This window comes from Bradyrhizobium erythrophlei (genome assembly GCF_900129425.1).
Classification (GTDB): domain Bacteria; phylum Pseudomonadota; class Alphaproteobacteria; order Rhizobiales; family Xanthobacteraceae; genus Bradyrhizobium; species Bradyrhizobium erythrophlei_C.
Genome location: NZ_LT670817.1, coordinates 7,309,985 through 7,327,622, shown reverse-complemented (window position 1 = coordinate 7,327,622; position 17,638 = coordinate 7,309,985). Strand labels below are relative to the sequence as shown.

General features: G+C 64.2%; 20 protein-coding genes. 13 read left to right on the top strand and 7 right to left on the bottom strand.

Annotation, left to right across the window (positions count from 1 at the left end):
• Positions 1-145 precede the first annotated feature (145 nt).
• Both B5527_RS34870 and B5527_RS34865 read right to left on the bottom strand, forming a co-directional pair.
• The gene (locus tag B5527_RS34870) at positions 146-1,573 is read right to left on the bottom strand and encodes a methyl-accepting chemotaxis protein (RefSeq protein ID WP_079605538.1); all 1,428 of its coding nucleotides are present in this window, start codon (positions 1,571-1,573) and stop codon (positions 146-148) included.
• Between the two features lie 64 nt (positions 1,574-1,637).
• A complete protein-coding gene (locus B5527_RS34865) occupies positions 1,638-3,398 on the bottom strand; it encodes a methyl-accepting chemotaxis protein (RefSeq protein WP_079605537.1) in 1,761 nt (586 codons plus the stop codon).
• Positions 3,399-3,600: 202 nt separating this feature from the next.
• Here B5527_RS34865 and B5527_RS34860 point away from each other — a divergent pair, with 202 nt between their 5' ends.
• The 6 genes from B5527_RS34860 (at position 3,601) to B5527_RS34835 (ending at position 7,953) form a co-directional block, all read left to right on the top strand.
• Positions 3,601-4,347: a YebC/PmpR family DNA-binding transcriptional regulator gene (locus tag B5527_RS34860; RefSeq protein WP_079605536.1), complete on the top strand. Its 747-nt coding sequence runs from the start codon at positions 3,601-3,603 to the stop codon at positions 4,345-4,347.
• A 190-nt stretch (positions 4,348-4,537) separates the two neighbouring features.
• Positions 4,538-5,065 (top strand): crossover junction endodeoxyribonuclease RuvC, encoded by a 528-nt coding sequence (ruvC, locus tag B5527_RS34855; RefSeq protein ID WP_079607741.1) that lies wholly within the window; start codon positions 4,538-4,540, stop codon positions 5,063-5,065.
• The gene (ruvA, locus tag B5527_RS34850; protein WP_079605535.1) at positions 5,062-5,679 is read left to right on the top strand and encodes a Holliday junction branch migration protein RuvA; all 618 of its coding nucleotides are present in this window, start codon (positions 5,062-5,064) and stop codon (positions 5,677-5,679) included. Before ruvC ends, ruvA begins: the two co-directional genes overlap by 4 nt.
• Before the next feature lie 214 nt (positions 5,680-5,893).
• Positions 5,894-6,946: a Holliday junction branch migration DNA helicase RuvB gene (gene ruvB / locus B5527_RS34845; protein ID WP_079605534.1), complete on the top strand. Its 1,053-nt coding sequence runs from the start codon at positions 5,894-5,896 to the stop codon at positions 6,944-6,946.
• A 17-nt stretch (positions 6,947-6,963) separates the two neighbouring features.
• Entirely contained in the window at positions 6,964-7,410 is a 447-nt protein-coding gene (gene ybgC, locus B5527_RS34840) for a tol-pal system-associated acyl-CoA thioesterase (protein ID WP_079607740.1), read from the top strand.
• A 78-nt stretch (positions 7,411-7,488) separates the two neighbouring features.
• Positions 7,489-7,953: a DUF1348 family protein gene (locus B5527_RS34835; protein WP_079605533.1), complete on the top strand. Its 465-nt coding sequence runs from the start codon at positions 7,489-7,491 to the stop codon at positions 7,951-7,953.
• Between the two features lie 207 nt (positions 7,954-8,160).
• Here B5527_RS34835 and B5527_RS34830 read toward each other — a convergent pair whose 3' ends face one another.
• Positions 8,161-9,126, bottom strand: coding sequence for a 2-hydroxyacid dehydrogenase (locus B5527_RS34830; protein ID WP_079605532.1), 966 nt, complete (start codon positions 9,124-9,126; stop codon positions 8,161-8,163).
• 125 nt (positions 9,127-9,251) lie between these two features.
• On the opposite strand from B5527_RS34830, the gene B5527_RS34825 reads away from it, so the two are divergent.
• Together B5527_RS34825 and B5527_RS34820 are read left to right on the top strand one after the other, a co-directional pair.
• Positions 9,252-9,617 carry a YciI family protein gene (locus B5527_RS34825; protein ID WP_079607739.1) on the top strand — a complete coding sequence of 122 codons (366 nt, stop codon included), beginning with the start codon at positions 9,252-9,254 and terminating at the stop codon, positions 9,615-9,617.
• Positions 9,614-10,885, top strand: a complete 1,272-nt coding sequence (locus tag B5527_RS34820; protein ID WP_079605531.1) for an RNA polymerase sigma factor — start codon at positions 9,614-9,616, stop codon at positions 10,883-10,885. The genes B5527_RS34825 and B5527_RS34820 overlap by 4 nt, the downstream gene beginning before the upstream one ends.
• A gap of 74 nt (positions 10,886-10,959) precedes the next feature.
• Here B5527_RS34820 and B5527_RS34815 read toward each other — a convergent pair whose 3' ends face one another.
• Complete coding sequence (locus tag B5527_RS34815) at positions 10,960-11,208, bottom strand: PsiF family protein (RefSeq protein WP_172842845.1); 249 nt, start codon at positions 11,206-11,208, stop codon at positions 10,960-10,962.
• 193 nt (positions 11,209-11,401) lie between these two features.
• On the opposite strand from B5527_RS34815, the gene B5527_RS34810 reads away from it, so the two are divergent.
• The 5 genes from B5527_RS34810 (at position 11,402) to B5527_RS34785 (ending at position 15,004) form a co-directional block, all read left to right on the top strand.
• Positions 11,402-11,905: a hypothetical protein gene (locus B5527_RS34810; protein ID WP_079605529.1), complete on the top strand. Its 504-nt coding sequence runs from the start codon at positions 11,402-11,404 to the stop codon at positions 11,903-11,905.
• 508 nt (positions 11,906-12,413) lie between these two features.
• Positions 12,414-12,677 (top strand): hypothetical protein, encoded by a 264-nt coding sequence (locus tag B5527_RS34805; RefSeq protein ID WP_338065057.1) that lies wholly within the window; start codon positions 12,414-12,416, stop codon positions 12,675-12,677.
• A 170-nt stretch (positions 12,678-12,847) separates the two neighbouring features.
• A complete protein-coding gene (locus B5527_RS34800; RefSeq protein WP_079605528.1) occupies positions 12,848-13,234 on the top strand; it encodes a CidA/LrgA family protein in 387 nt (128 codons plus the stop codon).
• The gene (locus B5527_RS34795; protein ID WP_079605527.1) at positions 13,231-13,953 is read left to right on the top strand and encodes an LrgB family protein; all 723 of its coding nucleotides are present in this window, start codon (positions 13,231-13,233) and stop codon (positions 13,951-13,953) included. Before B5527_RS34800 ends, B5527_RS34795 begins: the two co-directional genes overlap by 4 nt.
• Before the next feature lie 370 nt (positions 13,954-14,323).
• Positions 14,324-15,004 carry a DsbA family protein gene (locus B5527_RS34785; protein WP_079605526.1) on the top strand — a complete coding sequence of 227 codons (681 nt, stop codon included), beginning with the start codon at positions 14,324-14,326 and terminating at the stop codon, positions 15,002-15,004.
• Between the two features lie 70 nt (positions 15,005-15,074).
• Here the strand turns inward: B5527_RS34785 and B5527_RS34780 are convergent, their stop codons facing one another.
• The 3 genes from B5527_RS34780 to B5527_RS34770 form a co-directional block, all read right to left on the bottom strand.
• Positions 15,075-15,281, bottom strand: a complete 207-nt coding sequence (locus tag B5527_RS34780) for a hypothetical protein (protein ID WP_079607737.1) — start codon at positions 15,279-15,281, stop codon at positions 15,075-15,077.
• A 97-nt stretch (positions 15,282-15,378) separates the two neighbouring features.
• A complete protein-coding gene (locus tag B5527_RS34775; protein ID WP_079605525.1) occupies positions 15,379-16,248 on the bottom strand; it encodes a hypothetical protein in 870 nt (289 codons plus the stop codon).
• Positions 16,248-17,573 carry a hypothetical protein gene (locus B5527_RS34770; protein WP_079607736.1) on the bottom strand — a complete coding sequence of 442 codons (1,326 nt, stop codon included), beginning with the start codon at positions 17,571-17,573 and terminating at the stop codon, positions 16,248-16,250. The genes B5527_RS34775 and B5527_RS34770 overlap by 1 nt, the downstream gene beginning before the upstream one ends.
• Positions 17,574-17,638: the final 65 nt, after the last annotated feature.

Below are 17,638 nucleotides of genomic sequence, written 5' to 3'. Positions count from 1 at the left end.
GATCCGTCAACAAACGGATATATTTTTTGCAAGGATGCCTTGCATCGCCCTTGCGGCACTACCTCTCGTCAGGCGGCACGGATCGCCGCAGCTACCGGCGGATTTTTGGGCGGCTCCAGAACTTTGCGCGACGGTTCGCGGCCACTCAAGACTGCCGAAAACCCATGCGGAACGCGCCCCAATGGCGGCCGCGAACGTAAATCGGCGACGACAGGTCCTTCATCAGGACGAAATTGCCGCCGCCCATATCCCGCCGGTAGGTCTGCAGCAGAAACGGCTTGGTATTCGCCGCGACCTTGTGTACCGCGCGATCGTTGAACAGCCGCTTGTTGCGGCAATTGGCGTTGTTCCACACGGCGTCGGGACCCTGCGGCAGGCGATAGTTCGGATTGTGGGTCGGAAGATAGCCGCCCTTAGCCCAGGCGACGCAGAACACGATTCGGGGGTCGATCTTTTGAATCGGATCCTGAATCGGCGGCAGGATCCGGTCGGTGAATGCGACATAGTCGGTGAGGTATTGTTTGGGATTGGTGCCCGGGATTTCGCGGTATTTCTCGTCCATCAATTGATCGATGCGGATGTCCCCGCGTTCAACGGCGGTCTCGAACGCCGCCGAAATCTGTTTGGCGGTATCGATCACGACGCGGATCAACGGTGCATCCGACGTCTCCACCCCGCTGTCGGCGATGAGCGCGATCAGCGATTCGGAAAGATCGAGCAGCCTGGCGACTCTTTCGTCGGCCTGTTTCAGGTCGGTCGACGACAGATCGACGCCCTTGGCGAGGTTGCCGAGCTCATCGATCACCATGTCGCAATGCGCGAGGTTGGACGTGGCCGCCCTGGCCACGCCATCGATCTCCCGGCCGACCGCCGTGAAGCCGTCCTGGACGCGGACGATGATGCTCTGAATCTGCTGGGCGCCTTCGCCGGCGCTCTTGGCGCGAAGCGAGGCGTCGCCGCTGGCGCCGATCAGGTTGCCGATCTGACCGTCAAGATCGCGAACGGTATCGCCGATCAGATGCGTGGCCTGGCGCGTGGCTTCGGCAAGGTTCTTCACCTCGCTGGCGACGACCGCAAACCCTTTTCCCGCGGCGCCTGCGCGGGCGGCCTCGATGGTCGCGTTGAGGGCCAAAAGGTTGGTCTGCTTTGCGATCGCCTCGATCGATCCGGATACCTTGGCGACCTGCGCGAGCGCGGTTCCGACCGACCCGAGACGAAGTTCGATGCGGCCGACGGCCTCGATCAATTCGGCGATATGCTGGACCGCCGTCTCCACCGCGGCACGCGACTGCGTGATTTCACCGACGGCAGCCGAGGTAGCCGTTTGCACCGCCCGCGACGCGCTGGCGATGCCGTGATTGGCGGAAACCATCGTCTCGGCGGTCGTTTGCAGATGCCCGAGCCGGTCCGACTGGCTCGACACGCGGCCGGCGACTTCCTGCAGATTTCCTGCCACGTCCGCGAGCTCAACCCCAAGGCCGCCGATCCGGTTCGCAAGCTGATCGACCAGACGCTCGCTATCCGAGGGGATGGCCGCAGCACGGTCCAACCTTATGGGCTGCGCAACCGACATCGCTGGATTCCTCCGGGTGAATAATTTCTGTAAACGCTTCGGAACGCTTGGACGCTTGTCTTGCTCAAAGCTTGTACGCGGTACGGAATCCACCCCAGTGCCGGCCCTTGACGCGGACCGGCACGTCGATCTCGCGCATCATGATGGTTTGGCCGTTGCCCATGTCGCGGGCGTAGCTCTGAATCAGGTAGGAGCGCAGGTTGCGGCCGGCGGCGAGCCCCGCGGCATCGTTGAAGATGCGGCGGTTGCGGCTGTTGGCGGTGTTCCAGCCGACGTCGCCGGGGCGCTGCGGATGCGAGTAGATCTTGTTGTGAACCGGCAAATAGCCGTTGCGGTCGATCATGGCGCAGAACACCGTGCGCGGATCCCTGGCGAGGAAGGCTTCCTGGAACGGCGGCAGCGCGCGATCCGCCCAGCCGAGGATCCGGGTGCGGTGTTGCAGCGGGTTGGTGCCGGGGATCTCGATGTAGTCGGCGTCGAACATGTCGTCGATGGCAATGGCGCCGCTCGCCACCGCGTCCTCGAATATCTTGGTCAGCGCGGTGCCGGCTTCCATGGCGCGGGTGACCAATTCGGTGTTTTCGTCGTGGATCGACCACAGCTGGTCTTCGATCTTTTCACTCAATGCGGCATTGGGCGTCTCGAACCGCGCCTGCGTGCCGGCCTTCGAACGCTCGGTGAAGCGAATCCTGCACGCGCCGATGCTCTCCAGTGTGGCATCGAGGCTTTCGTTCAGCGGCAGCCGCTCGGCGTCCGGTCCACCGATCAGGAGGCCTTCCATGGAAATTTCATAAACGGCGGCTGCGGCCATGCCGCGCGGGGTCTGGATTTCGATTTTGAGATTGCACGGCAACCGTTCGCGCTTGCGCCGGTCCTCACGGTCGTCCTGGCCCAGCAGCACCGCGCAGCGCGATTTGAGTTTCTGGGCGAACATGGTGACGGCTTTGCCGGCGTTGGCGACACGTTCGCCATGCGCCTCGGCCTGCTTGGTCGCGCTGTCGATTTCGGCCGCGCTGTCGCCGACCGAGACGATGAAACGCGACGCCGTTGCGGCATTGGCCGACATCGCGCCCGTGGTTTGGTTCTGCTCCGCCACCGCGCCATTGACGTTTTCAAAAACCGGACGAATCGCCTCGATCGCCTGCGATATCCGGTGCACCGCGTCGACCGAGCCCGCGGCATCCCGCTGCAACGCGTCGATTTTTTTCGTGATCTCCTCGGTGGCGTTCTGGGTCTGCACCGCCAGCGCCTTGACCTCGGAGGCGACGACGGCAAAGCCGCGCCCGGCAGCGCCGGCCCGCGCCGCCTCGATGGTGGAATTGAGCGCCAGCAGCGTAGTCTGCTTGGCAATCTGCGCGATCAGATTGACGACATTGCCGATCGCGGCCGAGGACTCCCTCAAACGGTCGACATTGAGGCTCGCTTCGCGGGCCGCGGCGCTGGCCTGATCGGCGAGCTTGCTGGCGTCGCGGACCTGGGAGCCAATTCCCTCAGCCGAATGGGTGAACTTGTCGGCGGCCTGCGAGAAAGTGGTCGCGGTCGATTGCGCGGCGCTGGTGCGCCCCGTCAGGGCATCGGTGCGCTGGCGAATGGTGGAGAGCGTCGCCGCGGTGGCCTCGGCGCCCCCGGCGACCGAATTGGCCGCCCGTTCGAGTTGCCGGATCATCGCGCCCAGTTCGAGTTCGAGCAGTTCGAGGATTTCCCTGGTGGAATCGGTGTCCGAAACGCCGGGAGCTTCGGCCGCAACCACCGGCGTCAGCGCCAGCGCTGCGACGGCAGGCGCGGCCGCTTCCGGCGGACGTTTTGGAAACCAACCGAACGCCATGGGCCCTTCTCGGGAACGAGAAATGAGGCTGCGATCTTGGCAGTTCGGCATGAAATCATGGTTAACGATTGCCTCACATCTAGGCAGGCGGCACTACTAATATACCGAAAATCCTCGTGAATCTTTGATTTTGCCGTTGCCGCGGCCTATAACGCCGCGCTTTCCACCCCTACATACCGGACGAATCCCGAAAGATACCCGCATGGCCGGACATTCCCAATTCAAGAACATCATGCACCGCAAGGGCCGGCAGGATGCCCAGAAGTCGAAGCTGTTCAGCAAGCTGGCGCGGGAAATCACGGTTGCGGCGAAGCTGGGCCAGCCCGATCCCTCGATGAATGCACGGCTGCGCGCGGCGATCATCTCCGCCCGCCAGGAAAACATGTCGAAGGACTCGATCGACCGCGCGGTGAAGAAGGCCATCGGCGGCGACGCGGAGAATTACGACGAGATTCGCTATGAGGGTTATGGTCCGGGCGGGGTCGCCGTGATCGTCGAGGCGATGACCGACAACCGCAACCGCGCCGCATCCGACATCCGCTCCTACTTCACCAAGTCCGGCGGCAATCTCGGCGAAACCAATTCGGTCGCCTTCATGTTCGACCGCACCGGCGTCATCGAATACGACGCCAAGGTCGCCTCCGACGATGCGATGCTGGATGCAGCGATCGAGGCCGGCGCCGACGACGTGTCGTCGAGCGAAAACGGCCATGAGATCTACGCTTCGCCGGAAACCTTCCGCGACGTGGCAAAGGCGCTGGAGGCGAAATTCGGCGAACCGCGCAAGGCGGCGCTGACCTGGAAACCGCAGAACACGGTGCCGGTGGACGACGAGACCGGCGAGAAGCTCTTGAAGCTGATCGATCTATTGAACGAACACGACGACGTGCAGAACGTGTTCGCCAATTTCGAGGTTTCCGACGCGCTGGTCGCCAAGATGGGCGGGTGAGAACACCTCCCTTCGTCATTGCCGGGCTTGACCCGGCAATCCATCCTCTCGGCGGACTCTTTGCGAAGATGATGGATGCGCGGGTCAAGCCCGCGCGTGACAAGTTCCGGCCGGCTTTCGCGGTGTATGACGGTTGATAGCGAATCGCCCGAGCTAGGCTTGGGACTCCGGCATGGGGTATAAAATATCCATGACATCCCAGCCGATTCGCCATCCTGTCCGCATTCTGGGCATCGATCCGGGCCTGCGCCGCACCGGTTGGGGCGTGATCGAGATCGACGGCAACCGGCTGATATTCGTCGGCTGCGGCTCGGTCGAGCCGCCCGAAGGCCTGCCGCTGGCGAGCCGCTTGCTGGCGATCCATGAGGGGCTCGCCGCCGTGCTCGGCGACTTCCAGCCGGCGGAAGCGGCTGTCGAACAAACTTTTGTCAACAAGGACGGTGTCGCTACGCTAAAACTCGGCCAGGCGCGCGGGGTTGCGATGCTGGCGCCGGCGATGTTCGGGATATCGGTCGCGGAATACGCCCCGAACCAGGTGAAAAAGACCGTGGTTGGCGCTGGCCATGCCGACAAGAACCAGATTTTGGTGATGCTGAAAATTCTGCTGCCGAAGGCCGAGCCGAAATCATCAGACGCCGCCGATGCGCTGGCGATCGCCATTACGCACGCCCATCACCGCCAGAGCGCCGCGCTGCGGCTGAGGACGGTGGGGGTATGATCGGCAAACTCAAAGGCCTGATCGACAGCTACGGCGAGGATTTTGTCATTCTCGACGTCGGCGGCGTCGGCTACCAGGTGCATTGCTCGGCGCGGACGCTGCAGGCGCTGCCGTCGCCCGGCGAGATCGCGGTGCTGTCGATCGAAACCTACGTGCGCGAGGATCAGATCAAGCTGTTCGGGTTTCGCAGCGATGTCGAGCGCGAATGGTTTCGGCTGCTGCAGACGGTGCAGGGCGTCGGCGCCAAGGTGGCGCTGGCGGTGCTCTCGGCCTTGCCGCCGGCCGATCTCGCCAATGCCATCGCGTTACGCGACAAGGCCGCGGTGCAGCGCACGCCGGGCGTCGGACCGAAAGTGGCCGAGCGCATCGTCACCGAACTGAAGGACAAGGCGCCGGCCTTTGCCAACATCGATCCGGCGCTGGTGCATCTGTCCGGCGCGATCGACAATGATCGCGCGCCGCGTCCGGTCACCGATGCGATCTCGGCGCTGGTCAATCTCGGCTACGGTCCGCCGCAGGCCGCCGCCGCCATCGCCGGAGCCTCGCGCATTGCCGGCGAAAACGCCGAGACCGCGCAGTTGATTCGGCTTGGGCTCAAGGAGCTGGCGAAGTGAAGAAGCGATGGCGATTTTTTTTCGCGAACGGAAACCATGGTTCGACCGCGGCCTGCTCCCTCTCCCGCCTGCGGGGGAGGGCTGGGGTGGGGGTGCCTCAGCATACCCCGGCGCCTGTTGAGAGAGTTCCCCCACCCGCCGCGCTCTATCGAGCGCGTCGACCTCCCCCGCAAGCGGGAGAGGTAAGAAACGCACCTCGTGCTATCCTCCGCACATGACCACGCCCTCCCGCATCGTCACCCCCGAGCGCCGCACGGACGATGGGCCCGACACCGCCCTGCGCCCGCAACTGCTGTCGGAGTTCGTCGGCCAGGCGCAGGCGCGCGCCAACCTGTCGATCTTCATCGAGGCCGCCCGCAAGCGTAACGAGGCGCTCGACCATGTGTTGTTCGTCGGTCCCCCCGGCCTCGGCAAGACCACGCTGGCGCAGATCGTCGCGCGCGAACTCGGCGTCGGCTTCCGCGCCACGTCGGGGCCCGTGATCGCCAAGGCCGGAGATCTCGCCGCGCTCCTGACCAATCTCGAAGAGCGCGATGTGTTGTTCATCGACGAAATTCATCGCCTCAGTCCGGCGGTCGAGGAAGTGCTGTATCCGGCGATGGAGGATTTTCAGCTCGACCTGATCATTGGCGAGGGGCCGGCGGCGCGCTCGGTCAAGATCGAACTTGCAAAGTTCACGCTGGTCGGCGCGACCACGCGCGCGGGGCTGCTGACCAATCCGTTGCGTGACCGCTTCGGGATTCCGATCCGGCTGAACTTCTATACCGAGGAGGAACTGGAAAAGATCGTCACCCGCGGCGCCCGCGTACTCAAGATCGGCATGACGCCTGACGGCGCCAACGAGATCGCGCGACGCGCCCGCGGCACCCCGCGCATCGCCGGCCGACTGCTGCGGCGGGTGCGGGATTTTGCTTCCGCGGCGGATGCCGCCTCGATCGACCGCGCCATTGCCGACCACGCGCTGAGCGCGCTGGAAGTCGATGCCGCCGGCCTCGATGCCATGGACCGGCGTTATCTCTCGACCATCGCGATGAACTACGGCGGCGGTCCGGTCGGCGTGGAAACCATGGCGGCGGCGCTGTCGGAGCCGCGCGACGCGATCGAGGACATCATCGAGCCGTTCCTGATCCAGTGCGGCTATCTGCAGCGCACCCCGCGCGGGCGGCTGCTGACCTCGCATGCCTTCCGCCACCTCGGCCTCGCCGAGCCCGCGCGCGATCCGGCGCAGTTCGGATTGTTCGGCAGCGGGGTCGAGGAAGAGCCGTGATCGAGCCTGGTCCGCCGATGACCGCCCATCTCGACGGCACGATCCGCGATGGCCGTCATACCATGCAGATCCGCGTCTTTTACGAGGACACCGATTTTTCCGGCATTGTCTATCACGCCAACTATTTGCGCTTCATGGAGCGCGGACGCACCAATCATCTGCGGCTGATGGGCGCCGAGCAGCACGCGCTGTTTGCGGAAGCGCAGGCGGAAACCCCGGGCTTCGCTTTCGTGGTGCGCTCGATGCAGATCGATTACTTAAAACCCGCCCGGATGGATGACGTGCTCGAGGTGGTGACCTGGCCGGTCGCGGTGAAGGGCGCCTCGATCACGCTGGCGCAGGAGGTCAAGCGCGGCGGCGACGTGCTGGTCAAGGCGCAGGTGCGCGTCGCCTTCATCAGCGAGGGCCGCGCGCAACCGATCCCGAAGGCGCTGCGGGTATTGCTGAAGGCCGATGTGGTCTAGCGATCGGGTGACAGGCAACGCGCCATCGACTCGTCAAAAAGCGGCGATAAGGTCGGGTTACCCACAGCGGAGGTCATCATGTCGCGTCCGTTTCCGCCGTTTACGAGAGAGACCGCCGCCCAGAAGGCCCGCATGGCCGAAGACGCCTGGAATTCGCGCGACCCCGAACGCGTGTCACTGGCCTATACCGAGGACAGCCGCTGGCGTAACCGCTCGGAATTTTTCGAGGGCCGCGCCGCGATCGTCGTGTTCCTCACCCGCAAATGGGCGAGGGAACTCGATTATCGCCTGATCAAGGATCTCTGGGCGTTCGACGGCAACCGCATCGCGGTGCGGTTCCAGTACGAGTGGCACGACGATGCCGGGCAGTGGCATCGTTCCTACGGCAATGAGCAGTGGGAGTTCGACGACAAGGGCCTGATGCGCCGCCGCGAAGCCAGCATCAACGATATTGCGATCGCGGAAGCCGACCGACGCTTTCACTGGGCAGCGCCGGGTCCGAGGCCCGCGGATGTCCCGGGACTGGGCGAGAGTCCGTTTTGAAGAATGCTGCATCGCAATTTCGGTGTCGTCCCGGCGAAGTGAGCCAACGGGTCGGCGCAAAGCGCCGCCCGATGACAGGCTCCGCGAACGCGTGCCGGGATCCATAGGCCGAAGACTTTCCATTGAAGGCCGGTCTGCAACGACCTCCTTAAACGACGCTCGCCGGCGTTTATGTGTCCCGGCGTTGGCCGGGACGACGAGGAGTCGCTAATACCCCCGCGCGGGATCGACAACATTGTCCAGCGCGCCCCCGGCTTCAAACCGTTCGATCTGCTGCGCCACATATTTCGAGATTTCGTCGGGATCGGTATCGGCGGCGTTGTGCGGCGTCAGGATGACTTTTGGATGCGTCCAGAACCGGCTGTCCGGCGGCAAAGGCTCCGTTGCGAAGACATCCAGCGATGCGGCGCCGAGCGTGCCGTCGTCGAGGCTTTGCAGGAGGTCGGATTCCGCCTGCAGCCCGCCGCGCCCGGCATTGATCAGGACCGGGGCACCCATCGGGCTGTTGCGGTTTAGTTTTGCGAACAACGCGCGATTCAAGATGTGTCGCGTGTCCGGCGTGAGCGGCAGCAGGCAGACCAGGATATCGGTCCGTTGCAGAAACGGCTCCAGCTGAGCCTTGCCGTGAAAGCAGTCGATGCCGTCGATTTCCTTGCGGCTTCGGCTCCAGCCCGAGACGCGAAAGCCGAGATGCCTGAGCGCTTTGGCCGCGTCCGCGCCGAGCGTGCCAAGGCCCATGATCCCGACCGAAATCGCACTCGCCGGCCATTGGGATTTGGGCGCCCAGCGCTTCTCGCGCTGGCATGATCTGAGGTAAGGTTCTTGCCGATGATGCATCAGCACATGCAGCGCGACATATTCGGTCATCCGACCGGTGAGGTCGCCGACGGCCACGCGAACCAGCGGCACGTTCGGCAGGCTGGAATCGGCCATCAGCGCATCGACGCCGGCGCCCAGGTTGAAAATCACGCGAAGGTTCGGGAAGGCCGCAAGTTCACCCGGAACCGGTTTCCAGACCGCGGCGTAATGGATCTCAGCGGGATCGAACGTCGCATTGGGCAACAGCAAAACCCGGCGGTCCTTGCACACTTCGTTGAACCGGTTCTTCCATCGTTCGGGAGACCAGTTTTCGGTCCCGCCGTGCACCAGCAAGGCGAGCGCAGCTTTGTTCATCCGATTTTTTTCCTCATATTGGGGATTACGGGTAACCTTAGCGGTCCGCGGCATCCGTGCAAAATATTTCCGATTTGCTGTCGGTTGCCGGCACGCTCAAACGTCCTCGGGATCATGGAGAACGCATGCTGTACGCCATCCTTTGCTACCACGATGAGGACTTTGTCGGCTCCTGGACCAAGGAGCAGGACGCCGCGGTCATGAAGAAGCTTGCGATCGTGCAGGACAGGCTGACAAAACAGGGCCGGCTCGGCCCGGTGGCGCGGCTGTTGCCGACGACATCGGCCGCCACACTGCGCAAGGACCCGCCGGTCGTGCTCGACGGCCCCTATGCGGAAACCAAGGAGCAGCTGCTCGGCTTCTATGTCGTCGACTGCAACAATCTCGACGAGGCGCTCGACGTCGCGCGCGACCTCGGGGCGGCCAATCCCGGCGGCGCTTATGAAATTCGTCCCGTCGGTCTGTTCCGGCCCGGGGCGACCGTGACGTGACCGACACGGCCTGGATCGATGCCGCGCTGACCTCGGCGCGGCCCCAGGCGGTCGGCGCGCTGCTGCGCTACTTCCGCAATCTCGACACCGCCGAAGAGGCCTTCCAGAACGCCTGCCTGCGCGCGCTGAACAACTGGCCACAAAACGGGCCGCCGCGCGATCCCGCGGCCTGGCTCATCATGGTCGGGCGCAATGTCGCGATCGACGATATCAGGCGCGGCCGCAAGCAGGAGCCGCTGCCCGAGGATGAGGCGATCTCCGACCTCGACGACGCCGAGGACGCGCTGGCCGAGCGGCTCGACGGCTCGCATTATCGCGATGACATCCTGCGGCTGTTGTTCATCTGCTGCCATCCCGATCTGCCGGCGACGCAGCAGATTGCGCTGGCGCTGCGCATCGTCTCCGGCCTGACGGTGAAGCAGATCGCGCGCGCGTTCCTGGTCTCGGAGGCGGCGATGGAGCAGCGCATCACCCGGGCAAAGGCGCGGGTCACGGACGCCGGCGTGCCGTTCGAGACGCCGGGCCCCGTGGAACGCAGCGAACGGCTCTCCGCGGTCGCCGCGATGATCTACCTGATTTTCAACGAGGGCTACTCGGCCGGCGGCGACACCGCCGAGATCCGCAGCCCCCTGTGCGAGGAGGCCATTCGACTGGCGCGGCTGCTGCTGCGGCTGTTCCAGAGCGAGCCCGAGATTATGGGACTGGCGGCGCTGCTGTTGCTGCAGCATGCCCGCGCGGCGGCGCGCTTCGACGCCACTGGCGCGGTGGTGCTGCTCGACGATCAGGATCGCTCGTTATGGAATCAGAGCGCGATCGCCGAGGGGCTGGCGCTGATCGACAAGGCAATGCGGCATCGCCGCAGCGGGCCCTACCAGGTTCAGGCGGCGATCGCGGCTTTGCATGCCCGCGCCGCCCGGCCCGAAGACACCGACTGGACCCAGATCGACCTGCTCTACGGCGCGCTCGAAATCATGCAGCCGTCCCCGGTGGTGACGCTCAACCGCGCGGTCGCGGTGTCCAAGGTGCGCGGGCCCGAGGCGGCGCTGGAAATGATCGAGCCGCTGGGCGAGCGGCTTTCGAATTATTTCCATTTCTTTGGCGTGCGCGGCGCCTTCCTGATGCAGCTTAACCGCAATGACGAGGCCAGGGTCGCGTTCGACCGCGCCATCGCGCTCGCCAATACTTCCGCGGAGGCCGCCCACATCCGGATGCACCTCGACCGCCTGATGCGCGACAGCACGCCGCGCGGCGCCAAGGCCGGGAAGTAGAAGGCCGGTAAGTAGATGGCCGGGAAATAAACCGCCATTCCCCTCTCCCCTTTGTCAGGGGAGAGGGGAAAAGCTCATTTCGGCTTGTCGGCCGCGGTCTTCTTGCAATCGGACATGAACTTCTTGCGCTCCTTGCCGTGGACGCCCTTGGTATCGGCTTCCTTCGAGCATTCGAGCGACGCCGCGGAGCGCGGCTTCTCGGCCTTCTTTTCCGCAGGCGCAGCTTTTGCCGCCGGAGCCGGCGCCGTGGCTTGCGCGAATGCGGAGCTCATCAGCAGCAGGGATGCGAAGGCGGTCGCAGCCGCGCGGGAGGATAGTGTCATCATAGGAGCACCTCGGGTTAAAGAGGGGGGCAACGTCGCGCCGCAATGCTGAACCGCGGATGAATGAAGCCGGCTGGGCCGCCTTTCAAGGACAGGATATTTTGGCGCAACGATCGATGGCTCCGTTGTCACGCGCCGACGCTAGGCTAGGATGGGCGCCTTCCGATCGTCATTCCCTTCAAGGAGACCCAGGATGAATATTCGAGCAAAATTATTGTGCGCCGCCGCGGTGTCGGGTTTTGTCGCGCTCACGGTGACAGCGCCGGCTCAGGCCCTCACCATGCAGGAGTGCAGTGCGAAATACCAGGCCGCCAAGACCGCCGGCACGCTCAACGGCCAGAAGTGGAACGATTTCCGCAAAACCCAGTGCGCGGCGGACGCTGCAGCAACGCCCTCCGCTGCGCCCGCTGCCGCCGCGCCGGTCGCGCCTGCGGAGCCAAAGGCCACCGAAGCCAAACCGAAGAAGGAAAAGGCAGCCGCAGCACCGGCTACGGCGCCAGCGTCGGTGGGTAACGCGGTATTTCCTTCGGCGATCGATCCGAAATATGCTAGCGAAAAACCGTTCCTGGCGCGCATGCACACGTGCTCCGAACAATGGAAGGCCAACAAGGCCGCCAACACTACTGGAGGGATGCAGTGGAATCCGAAGGGCGGTGGCGGCTTCTATCCCGAGTGCAACAAGCGTCTGAAGAGTTAAGCGCCTTTTGATTCCTTGGCGGGCCCGGGCCGAATTCGCCAGGGCCTGTTAGCTGGATGATTATTTCTGGACGGCCGTCAATTTCACGAGGAGGGGCATGGGAAAGATTTGCTGGAATGTAACGGCCTCAATCGGGCTTATCGTATTTTCCCAAACAGCCTCGGCCACGCTGGACGGTCGTGTGGCAACGGTTGCCGGCAATTCAGCCTATCGAAACCTGTCGCAGCTCGATGATCCCTCGAGCAGCGCGGGATCGGTCGCGGGTTTCGTGCGGGATTACAGCTTGATCCTGAACAGTAGTGGCGACCGGTCCGATTTGGACAGGGCCAGTCTCGGCCTGCTTGCCCAGGCGGTCGGGCCCGCGGCACCTGGTGCCACGACCCCGCCTGCGGATTCGAAGGGACCGCAGGACCAATCGCCTCCAGCCGCTGCTTCGCCGCCTAACCCTACATCGACAACCGAAATCGTAAAGCCTGCGAAGACAGTTCCAGGATGCGCCCTGAAATACATGGCTGCGGAAGTTGCCGGCAAGCTCAAGGGTCTCAAGTGGAAGGAATTTCGACAACAGGAGTGCGGAGCAAGCGCTACGCAGGCGGTGTTTCCTTCGACGATTGCACCGAAATACGCTGGAGAACCCCTGGACAAAGCTCGGACGCATACTTGTGCGGATCAATTCACCGCCAACAAGGCTACCAATGCCAACGGTGGTTTGAAATGGATCGAAATGAGTGGCGGCTACTACAGCGAGTGCGTCAGCCGACTGAAGGGTTGAATTTGCTTCAATTGCGCGCAGTCATCTCGGCCGAACAGGGTCGGGCCCATTGCCGGATCGTCAGTCCGACTGCCACGCCTTCAGTCGTGAGCTCCGAATAGAACCGCTGGAGATTGACAGGCACTCGCCGGGATCCCTTGATACGGAGGTTTCCCGCGCCCGGATCGCGAATGATAGCAAGCCTCAGCCTTATTTTGCTCTGTCAGCTGGCCGGCGAGGTCATCGTGCACGGTCTCGGCCTGCCGGTGCCGGGTCCGGTGCTCGGGCTGGTGTTTTTGCTGCTGCTGCTGTTGGCGCGCGACCGCTTCGCCGTTCTGGCGCGCGGGCCGTTGCAAGGGGGTGGCGTGGAGAATGCCAGCCGGGGCCTGCTCGCACATCTTTCGCTGATGTTTGTCCCGGCCGGTGTCGGCGTCGTGCAGAAGCTCGATCTCGTCGCCGCACATGGCATCGCCATCGCGGTCGTGCTCGCGCTCTCCGTGGTGATGACGTTGCTGGCGACGGTGGCGACGTTTTTGGGCGTGAGCCGCCTGATGGTGCGCGGACGGAGCGCGCCATGAACGAAAACCCGTTCTCGCTGTGGGTGTACCTGTCGCGGTCGCCGCTGCTGTGGCTGACGGTGACGTTGCTGACTTATGCGATCACGGATGCGGTATCGCTCAAGACGCAGCGGAATGCGCTCGCCAATCCGGTGTTTCATTCGATGTGGATCATCGGCGCCTTTCTGCTGATCACGGGCACGTCCTACACGACCTATTTCGAGGGGGCGCAGTTCGTGCACTTCCTGCTCGGGCCGGCGACCGTCGCGCTGGCGGTGCCGCTCTATGAAAACCGCAAGGCGGCGGCAGCGGCGATCCTGCCGATGCTGGCGGCGCTGGTGGTGGGCTCCGTGACTGCGATCGTTTCGGTGGTGTTGCTGGCGGAGGCCGCGGGCCTGCCGGAAACGGTGGTGCTGTCGCTGGCGCCGAAATCGGTCACCGCCGGCGTCGCCATGGGTATCAGTGAATCGCTGCACGCCGATCCGTCGCTGACGGCGGTCGCGGTCATCGTCACCGGTATCATGGGCGCGATGATCGTCACGCCCTTGATGAACCGGGCGGGCATCGGGGATTTCCGCGCGCGCGGCTTCGCGGTCGGGGTAGCGGCGCACGGCATCGGTACGGCTCGCGCGTTCCAGGTCGACTCGGTAGCGGGCGTGTTCGCCGGCATCGCCATGAGCCTCAACGCGCTCCTGACATCGCTGCTGGTGCCGCTGGCGGTGACGCTGCTGGTGCGCTGATCTCCATTGCATTTTTTGATAACGCCACCATACAGATCAGTAGAAATTCCTCCTGGGGTCCGGGCGTGCATTCGAGTTTACCGTCTTGATAATCTGCGATGCAGGCCGTGCTCGGACTGGCATCGGGAGCGCTGGTCGCCGCGGCCACCAGTTACGCCTGATCCGGGCTGATCTCGTGGGGACTGGCGGGATTTTCCATTGCGGGCGGCATCGTCGGCGGACTGATCGGCACCCGATCTGCGCAGCACCTGTCGGCACGGTGCGGCGCGCTGAACATTGTGTTCGCCGCCGTCATTATTGCGGTGGCGCTCTATATGCTGGCGCGTACTTTGTCTCTATCCTGACAATTGAGCCGACCCGGAGAGCAGAGATGACCAAATCGACCGATCCAGTCCGCCTTTCCCAGGCACCGACCCGGCGCGAAACGCTCGGCGCACTCGGCGCAGGCGCGCTGGTGCTGGGCCTGCAGATTGCACCGGGATCGGCGTGGGCGCAAAGCGACGACGACAATGTGCTGACGGAAGCTCTTGTATTGCGCGATCCGGATATCCCGGTAGCCGGAAATGCCAATGGCGATGTCTCGATCGTCGAGTATTTCGACTATCAGTGCCCGTATTGCCGCAAGCTCGAGCCCGAGCTGCGGCAGGTGGTGCAGGACGACGGCAAGGTCCGCCTGGTGCTGAAGGACTGGCCGATCCTGGGGCCGGTCTCGGTGACAGCGGCGCGGATGGCGCTGGCGAGCAAATTCCAGGACAAATTCCTGCAGGCCCACGAGGCGCTGATCGGCGTCAATTCGAAGCTGACCGAGCCGCGCATCCGAGAGCTGCTCGCCGGCGCCGGTATCGATGTCGATCGCGCCACGCGCGATCTCGCCACCCATGCCGAGGCGATCGATGCGATCCTGGCGCGCAACAACGATCAGGCCACCGCGTTCGGATTCAAGGGAACGCCGTCCTTTATCGTCGGCAAATTCCGCGTACCGGGCGTCCTGACCATGGCCGAATTCGACCAGGTCATCGCCGATGCGCGCAAGGCGGCGGCGAGCAAGTAGCAAATTACGATAGCGCCCTCGCTGGATCCAGCGAGGGCGTTTTTTTGGTTACAGCGCCAATTTGGCGTGATTACTTCGAGGACAGCCTGACCCAGTCATCATGGGCGCGGACTTTCAGCGCGTGCAAGTCGGTGGCCGCGACGTCCCAGTTCACGATGGTGCGATTTGCCTGCGCTACCTCGCCATTCGCGACTGTCGAGGTCTGCATGGAATCATAGGTGTAAACGCCCGCCACCAGCAGCAGCGCCCCCAAAATCATTCCCAGAAAAACCCGCATGGCAAAACCTCCGATGATGGCCAATAACGTGGTGGGGAGACGATGGTTCCACCTGTCGTCTCGGCGATGTCGGGCGATCCCAAGGGGATACCCGACATCAAGAACGTGTCTTGGTCGTTGCAGGCGCGGGCGCGGCTATCGGTGAGGAAGCCGTGGCCGCCGTCACCACATCAAGCGACTTCAGTTCGTCCGGCCTGAAGACGAATAGCCGGTCATGCGGCGTCTCCATGGCGTGCACCCAGACCTGCAGGCTGACGCCCATGTCGGCGAGATAATGTTCGCAGCGCGCCGAGATGTTTTGCGCAACGCTCATCTCATCGCGGGGCGGCCCGGCAGTGGCCGAACGGATCGCCGCCACTTGGTGCACGCCGATCATGGCGCGTTCGCCGGCGCGTCGCTCGATTCCGCCTGCGAACATCAGCGGACATGACGACGCGCAGTATTTTCCTGCCTCGACTTCGGTCGCGAATTTGCGCTCGCGAATAAGCCGCCCCATGGTCAACGCATCGGTGACCGAGCCGCCCGGCGAATTCAGCACCACGGTCCTGATGTAATCGCCGTGCCGGCCGACTTCGGCCGCGAAGCTTTGCGAAATTCCGGGCGTGATGGTGCCAGTCGCCATCAATTTGCCGCCGCCGACCAGCTCGAACGTCATCGGCTTTGCCATGGTGCCGCCCGGCTGCGGCAGCGGGATCAGGCGCTTGTCGCCGTCAGGCGACCGCGGCGCGAGGATCGACGGCAGCATGCCGGGATCGAGCGCGGGCGAATCCGCGCCGATCTCGGCCGGTGGCGCCGCGGCATGCGGGTCGGCGGTCCACCCCTCCATGCGGGCGAGATCGGCCGTGAGCGCGACGATCGTGACCGTAAGCACGCCACGGAAAATCCAGCGCAACACGGCCTCGTCGGCATCGTCCGACAGCCAGCCATGAAACCGTTGCCGCAGGGTCGAGGACCGCGACTTGGCCACTACTTGATCTGCCTTGCCGACGACAGCGAGGTGACGTTTTCGTCCGCGATCGCGGGGTCGGCCTGTTCGCCGGTGGGTTTCGCCTGCGCCGGCGCCGTCAGCCGCGCGTCCCCGACCTCGCGCGCCATCTGCAAGGCAGAGACCAACTCGCCCACGGTCATGCCGGATGCGCTGAAGACCGGAAGCCCTTCGCGCCTGATCGCGGCGTGCACGACGCAGAGGATCAGCACCAACACCGCAGGCATCAGATCGATCGAGATCGCACCCGCCCAGCTCGGAATGAAATCCCCGGCGTAACGCAACACCGCTTCGGCGGGCGACAAAGTCTGGAACCGGACCGGTTCGACCCTCGGCGTCGCCAGAATTTTGTCTGCGGCGTCCGACAGCGATGCCGCCTGCGCGGCAATCGAGCTTTCAACCTTGCCGACCACGGCGGTCTGGCGATCGGCAAGATCGGCGGTGTGGCCGCCCGCGGCCGGTGCAATGAAGCTGGATGACAGCGACGCCGCGGCGCGCTTGACCGCGGGTGCCACGGACGTCTGCTGCAAATTGGCGATCACGCCCATCAGCGCCAGCGACTCCGTCGCGAAGGCGTCGCTGCGCGTCGAAATCGGTCCGCGATCGGAAATCAATTCGCGCATCCGCGTGAGATTCTTGCCGCCTTGTTCGTACAAGGCCGAGACCCGGTTGCCGGAGGCCTGGACTTCCTGGCCGAGGCTATCGAGTTGCCCGGACATTTGCGTGAGAAGCTGCACGACGGTGCCGGATCCCGCAGTGCCGGTCAGCGAGCCGGCACGCTCGGCGTCGGCAAGCCGTGCGAAGCGTGACGACGCCAGCTGGATATCCGGCAACAGTCCCTGGGCTGCGATGGCGTTGGTGTTGGCGGTATCGAGATCGCGGGTGTAATCCTGCACGGTGGTGGCGAGATGCTGCTGGATCGCGGCGGCGCCGGCCAGCGCCGAGGCGTTCAGCCATGACGACATCGCCACGATCATCAGCGACCCCAGCAGCATGCAGCCGAACATCAGGCCGCGGCCGGTGCGGTGGGTCACATGCGGCATGAAATGCATCAGGAACACCCAGAATGCGTAGATGCCGACCGACACCGCGACCGAATAGATCACTGCGGCGAACAACACCGTGGTCGGGCTGCCGTTGAGCAATTCGCGGACGCCGAGAAAAGTGTAGACGCCGGCCGCGAGCGCGAGGATCGCTGTGGTGAGCTTCAGCGTGACTTCGAGACGCGTGACGCCTTTCGACAGCAGGACCGAAGCAGACGAACGGGCGGGCAGGGGCGGCGATGCGAAAGCAGTATCTGGGGGCATGATGGGGGTTCCGGAGGGTTCGAGACCAACTGAACAGCTCCCCCGCTGCTGGTTAAGTACCTCAT

Coding starts and splice junctions, on each gene's coding strand:
- B5527_RS34810 (WP_079605529.1), top strand. CDS start 11,402: ATGAATATTCGAGCAAAATTATTGTGCGCCGCCGCGGTGTCGGGTTTT.
- B5527_RS34825 (WP_079607739.1), top strand. CDS start 9,252: ATGCTGTACGCCATCCTTTGCTACCACGATGAGGACTTTGTCGGCTCC.
- B5527_RS34835 (WP_079605533.1), top strand. CDS start 7,489: ATGTCGCGTCCGTTTCCGCCGTTTACGAGAGAGACCGCCGCCCAGAAG.
- B5527_RS34785 (WP_079605526.1), top strand. CDS start 14,324: ATGACCAAATCGACCGATCCAGTCCGCCTTTCCCAGGCACCGACCCGG.
- B5527_RS34815 (WP_172842845.1), bottom strand. CDS start 11,208: ATGACACTATCCTCCCGCGCGGCTGCGACCGCCTTCGCATCCCTGCTG.
- B5527_RS34795 (WP_079605527.1), top strand. CDS start 13,231: ATGAACGAAAACCCGTTCTCGCTGTGGGTGTACCTGTCGCGGTCGCCG.
- ruvB (WP_079605534.1), top strand. CDS start 5,894: ATGACCACGCCCTCCCGCATCGTCACCCCCGAGCGCCGCACGGACGAT.
- B5527_RS34770 (WP_079607736.1), bottom strand. CDS start 17,573: ATGCCCCCAGATACTGCTTTCGCATCGCCGCCCCTGCCCGCCCGTTCG.
- B5527_RS34800 (WP_079605528.1), top strand. CDS start 12,848: ATGATAGCAAGCCTCAGCCTTATTTTGCTCTGTCAGCTGGCCGGCGAG.
- ruvC (WP_079607741.1), top strand. CDS start 4,538: ATGACATCCCAGCCGATTCGCCATCCTGTCCGCATTCTGGGCATCGAT.
- ruvA (WP_079605535.1), top strand. CDS start 5,062: ATGATCGGCAAACTCAAAGGCCTGATCGACAGCTACGGCGAGGATTTT.
- B5527_RS34805 (WP_338065057.1), top strand. CDS start 12,414: ATGGCTGCGGAAGTTGCCGGCAAGCTCAAGGGTCTCAAGTGGAAGGAA.
- B5527_RS34830 (WP_079605532.1), bottom strand. CDS start 9,126: ATGAACAAAGCTGCGCTCGCCTTGCTGGTGCACGGCGGGACCGAAAAC.
- ybgC (WP_079607740.1), top strand. CDS start 6,964: ATGACCGCCCATCTCGACGGCACGATCCGCGATGGCCGTCATACCATG.
- B5527_RS34860 (WP_079605536.1), top strand. CDS start 3,601: ATGGCCGGACATTCCCAATTCAAGAACATCATGCACCGCAAGGGCCGG.
- B5527_RS34865 (WP_079605537.1), bottom strand. CDS start 3,398: ATGGCGTTCGGTTGGTTTCCAAAACGTCCGCCGGAAGCGGCCGCGCCT.
- B5527_RS34780 (WP_079607737.1), bottom strand. CDS start 15,281: ATGCGGGTTTTTCTGGGAATGATTTTGGGGGCGCTGCTGCTGGTGGCG.
- B5527_RS34870 (WP_079605538.1), bottom strand. CDS start 1,573: ATGTCGGTTGCGCAGCCCATAAGGTTGGACCGTGCTGCGGCCATCCCC.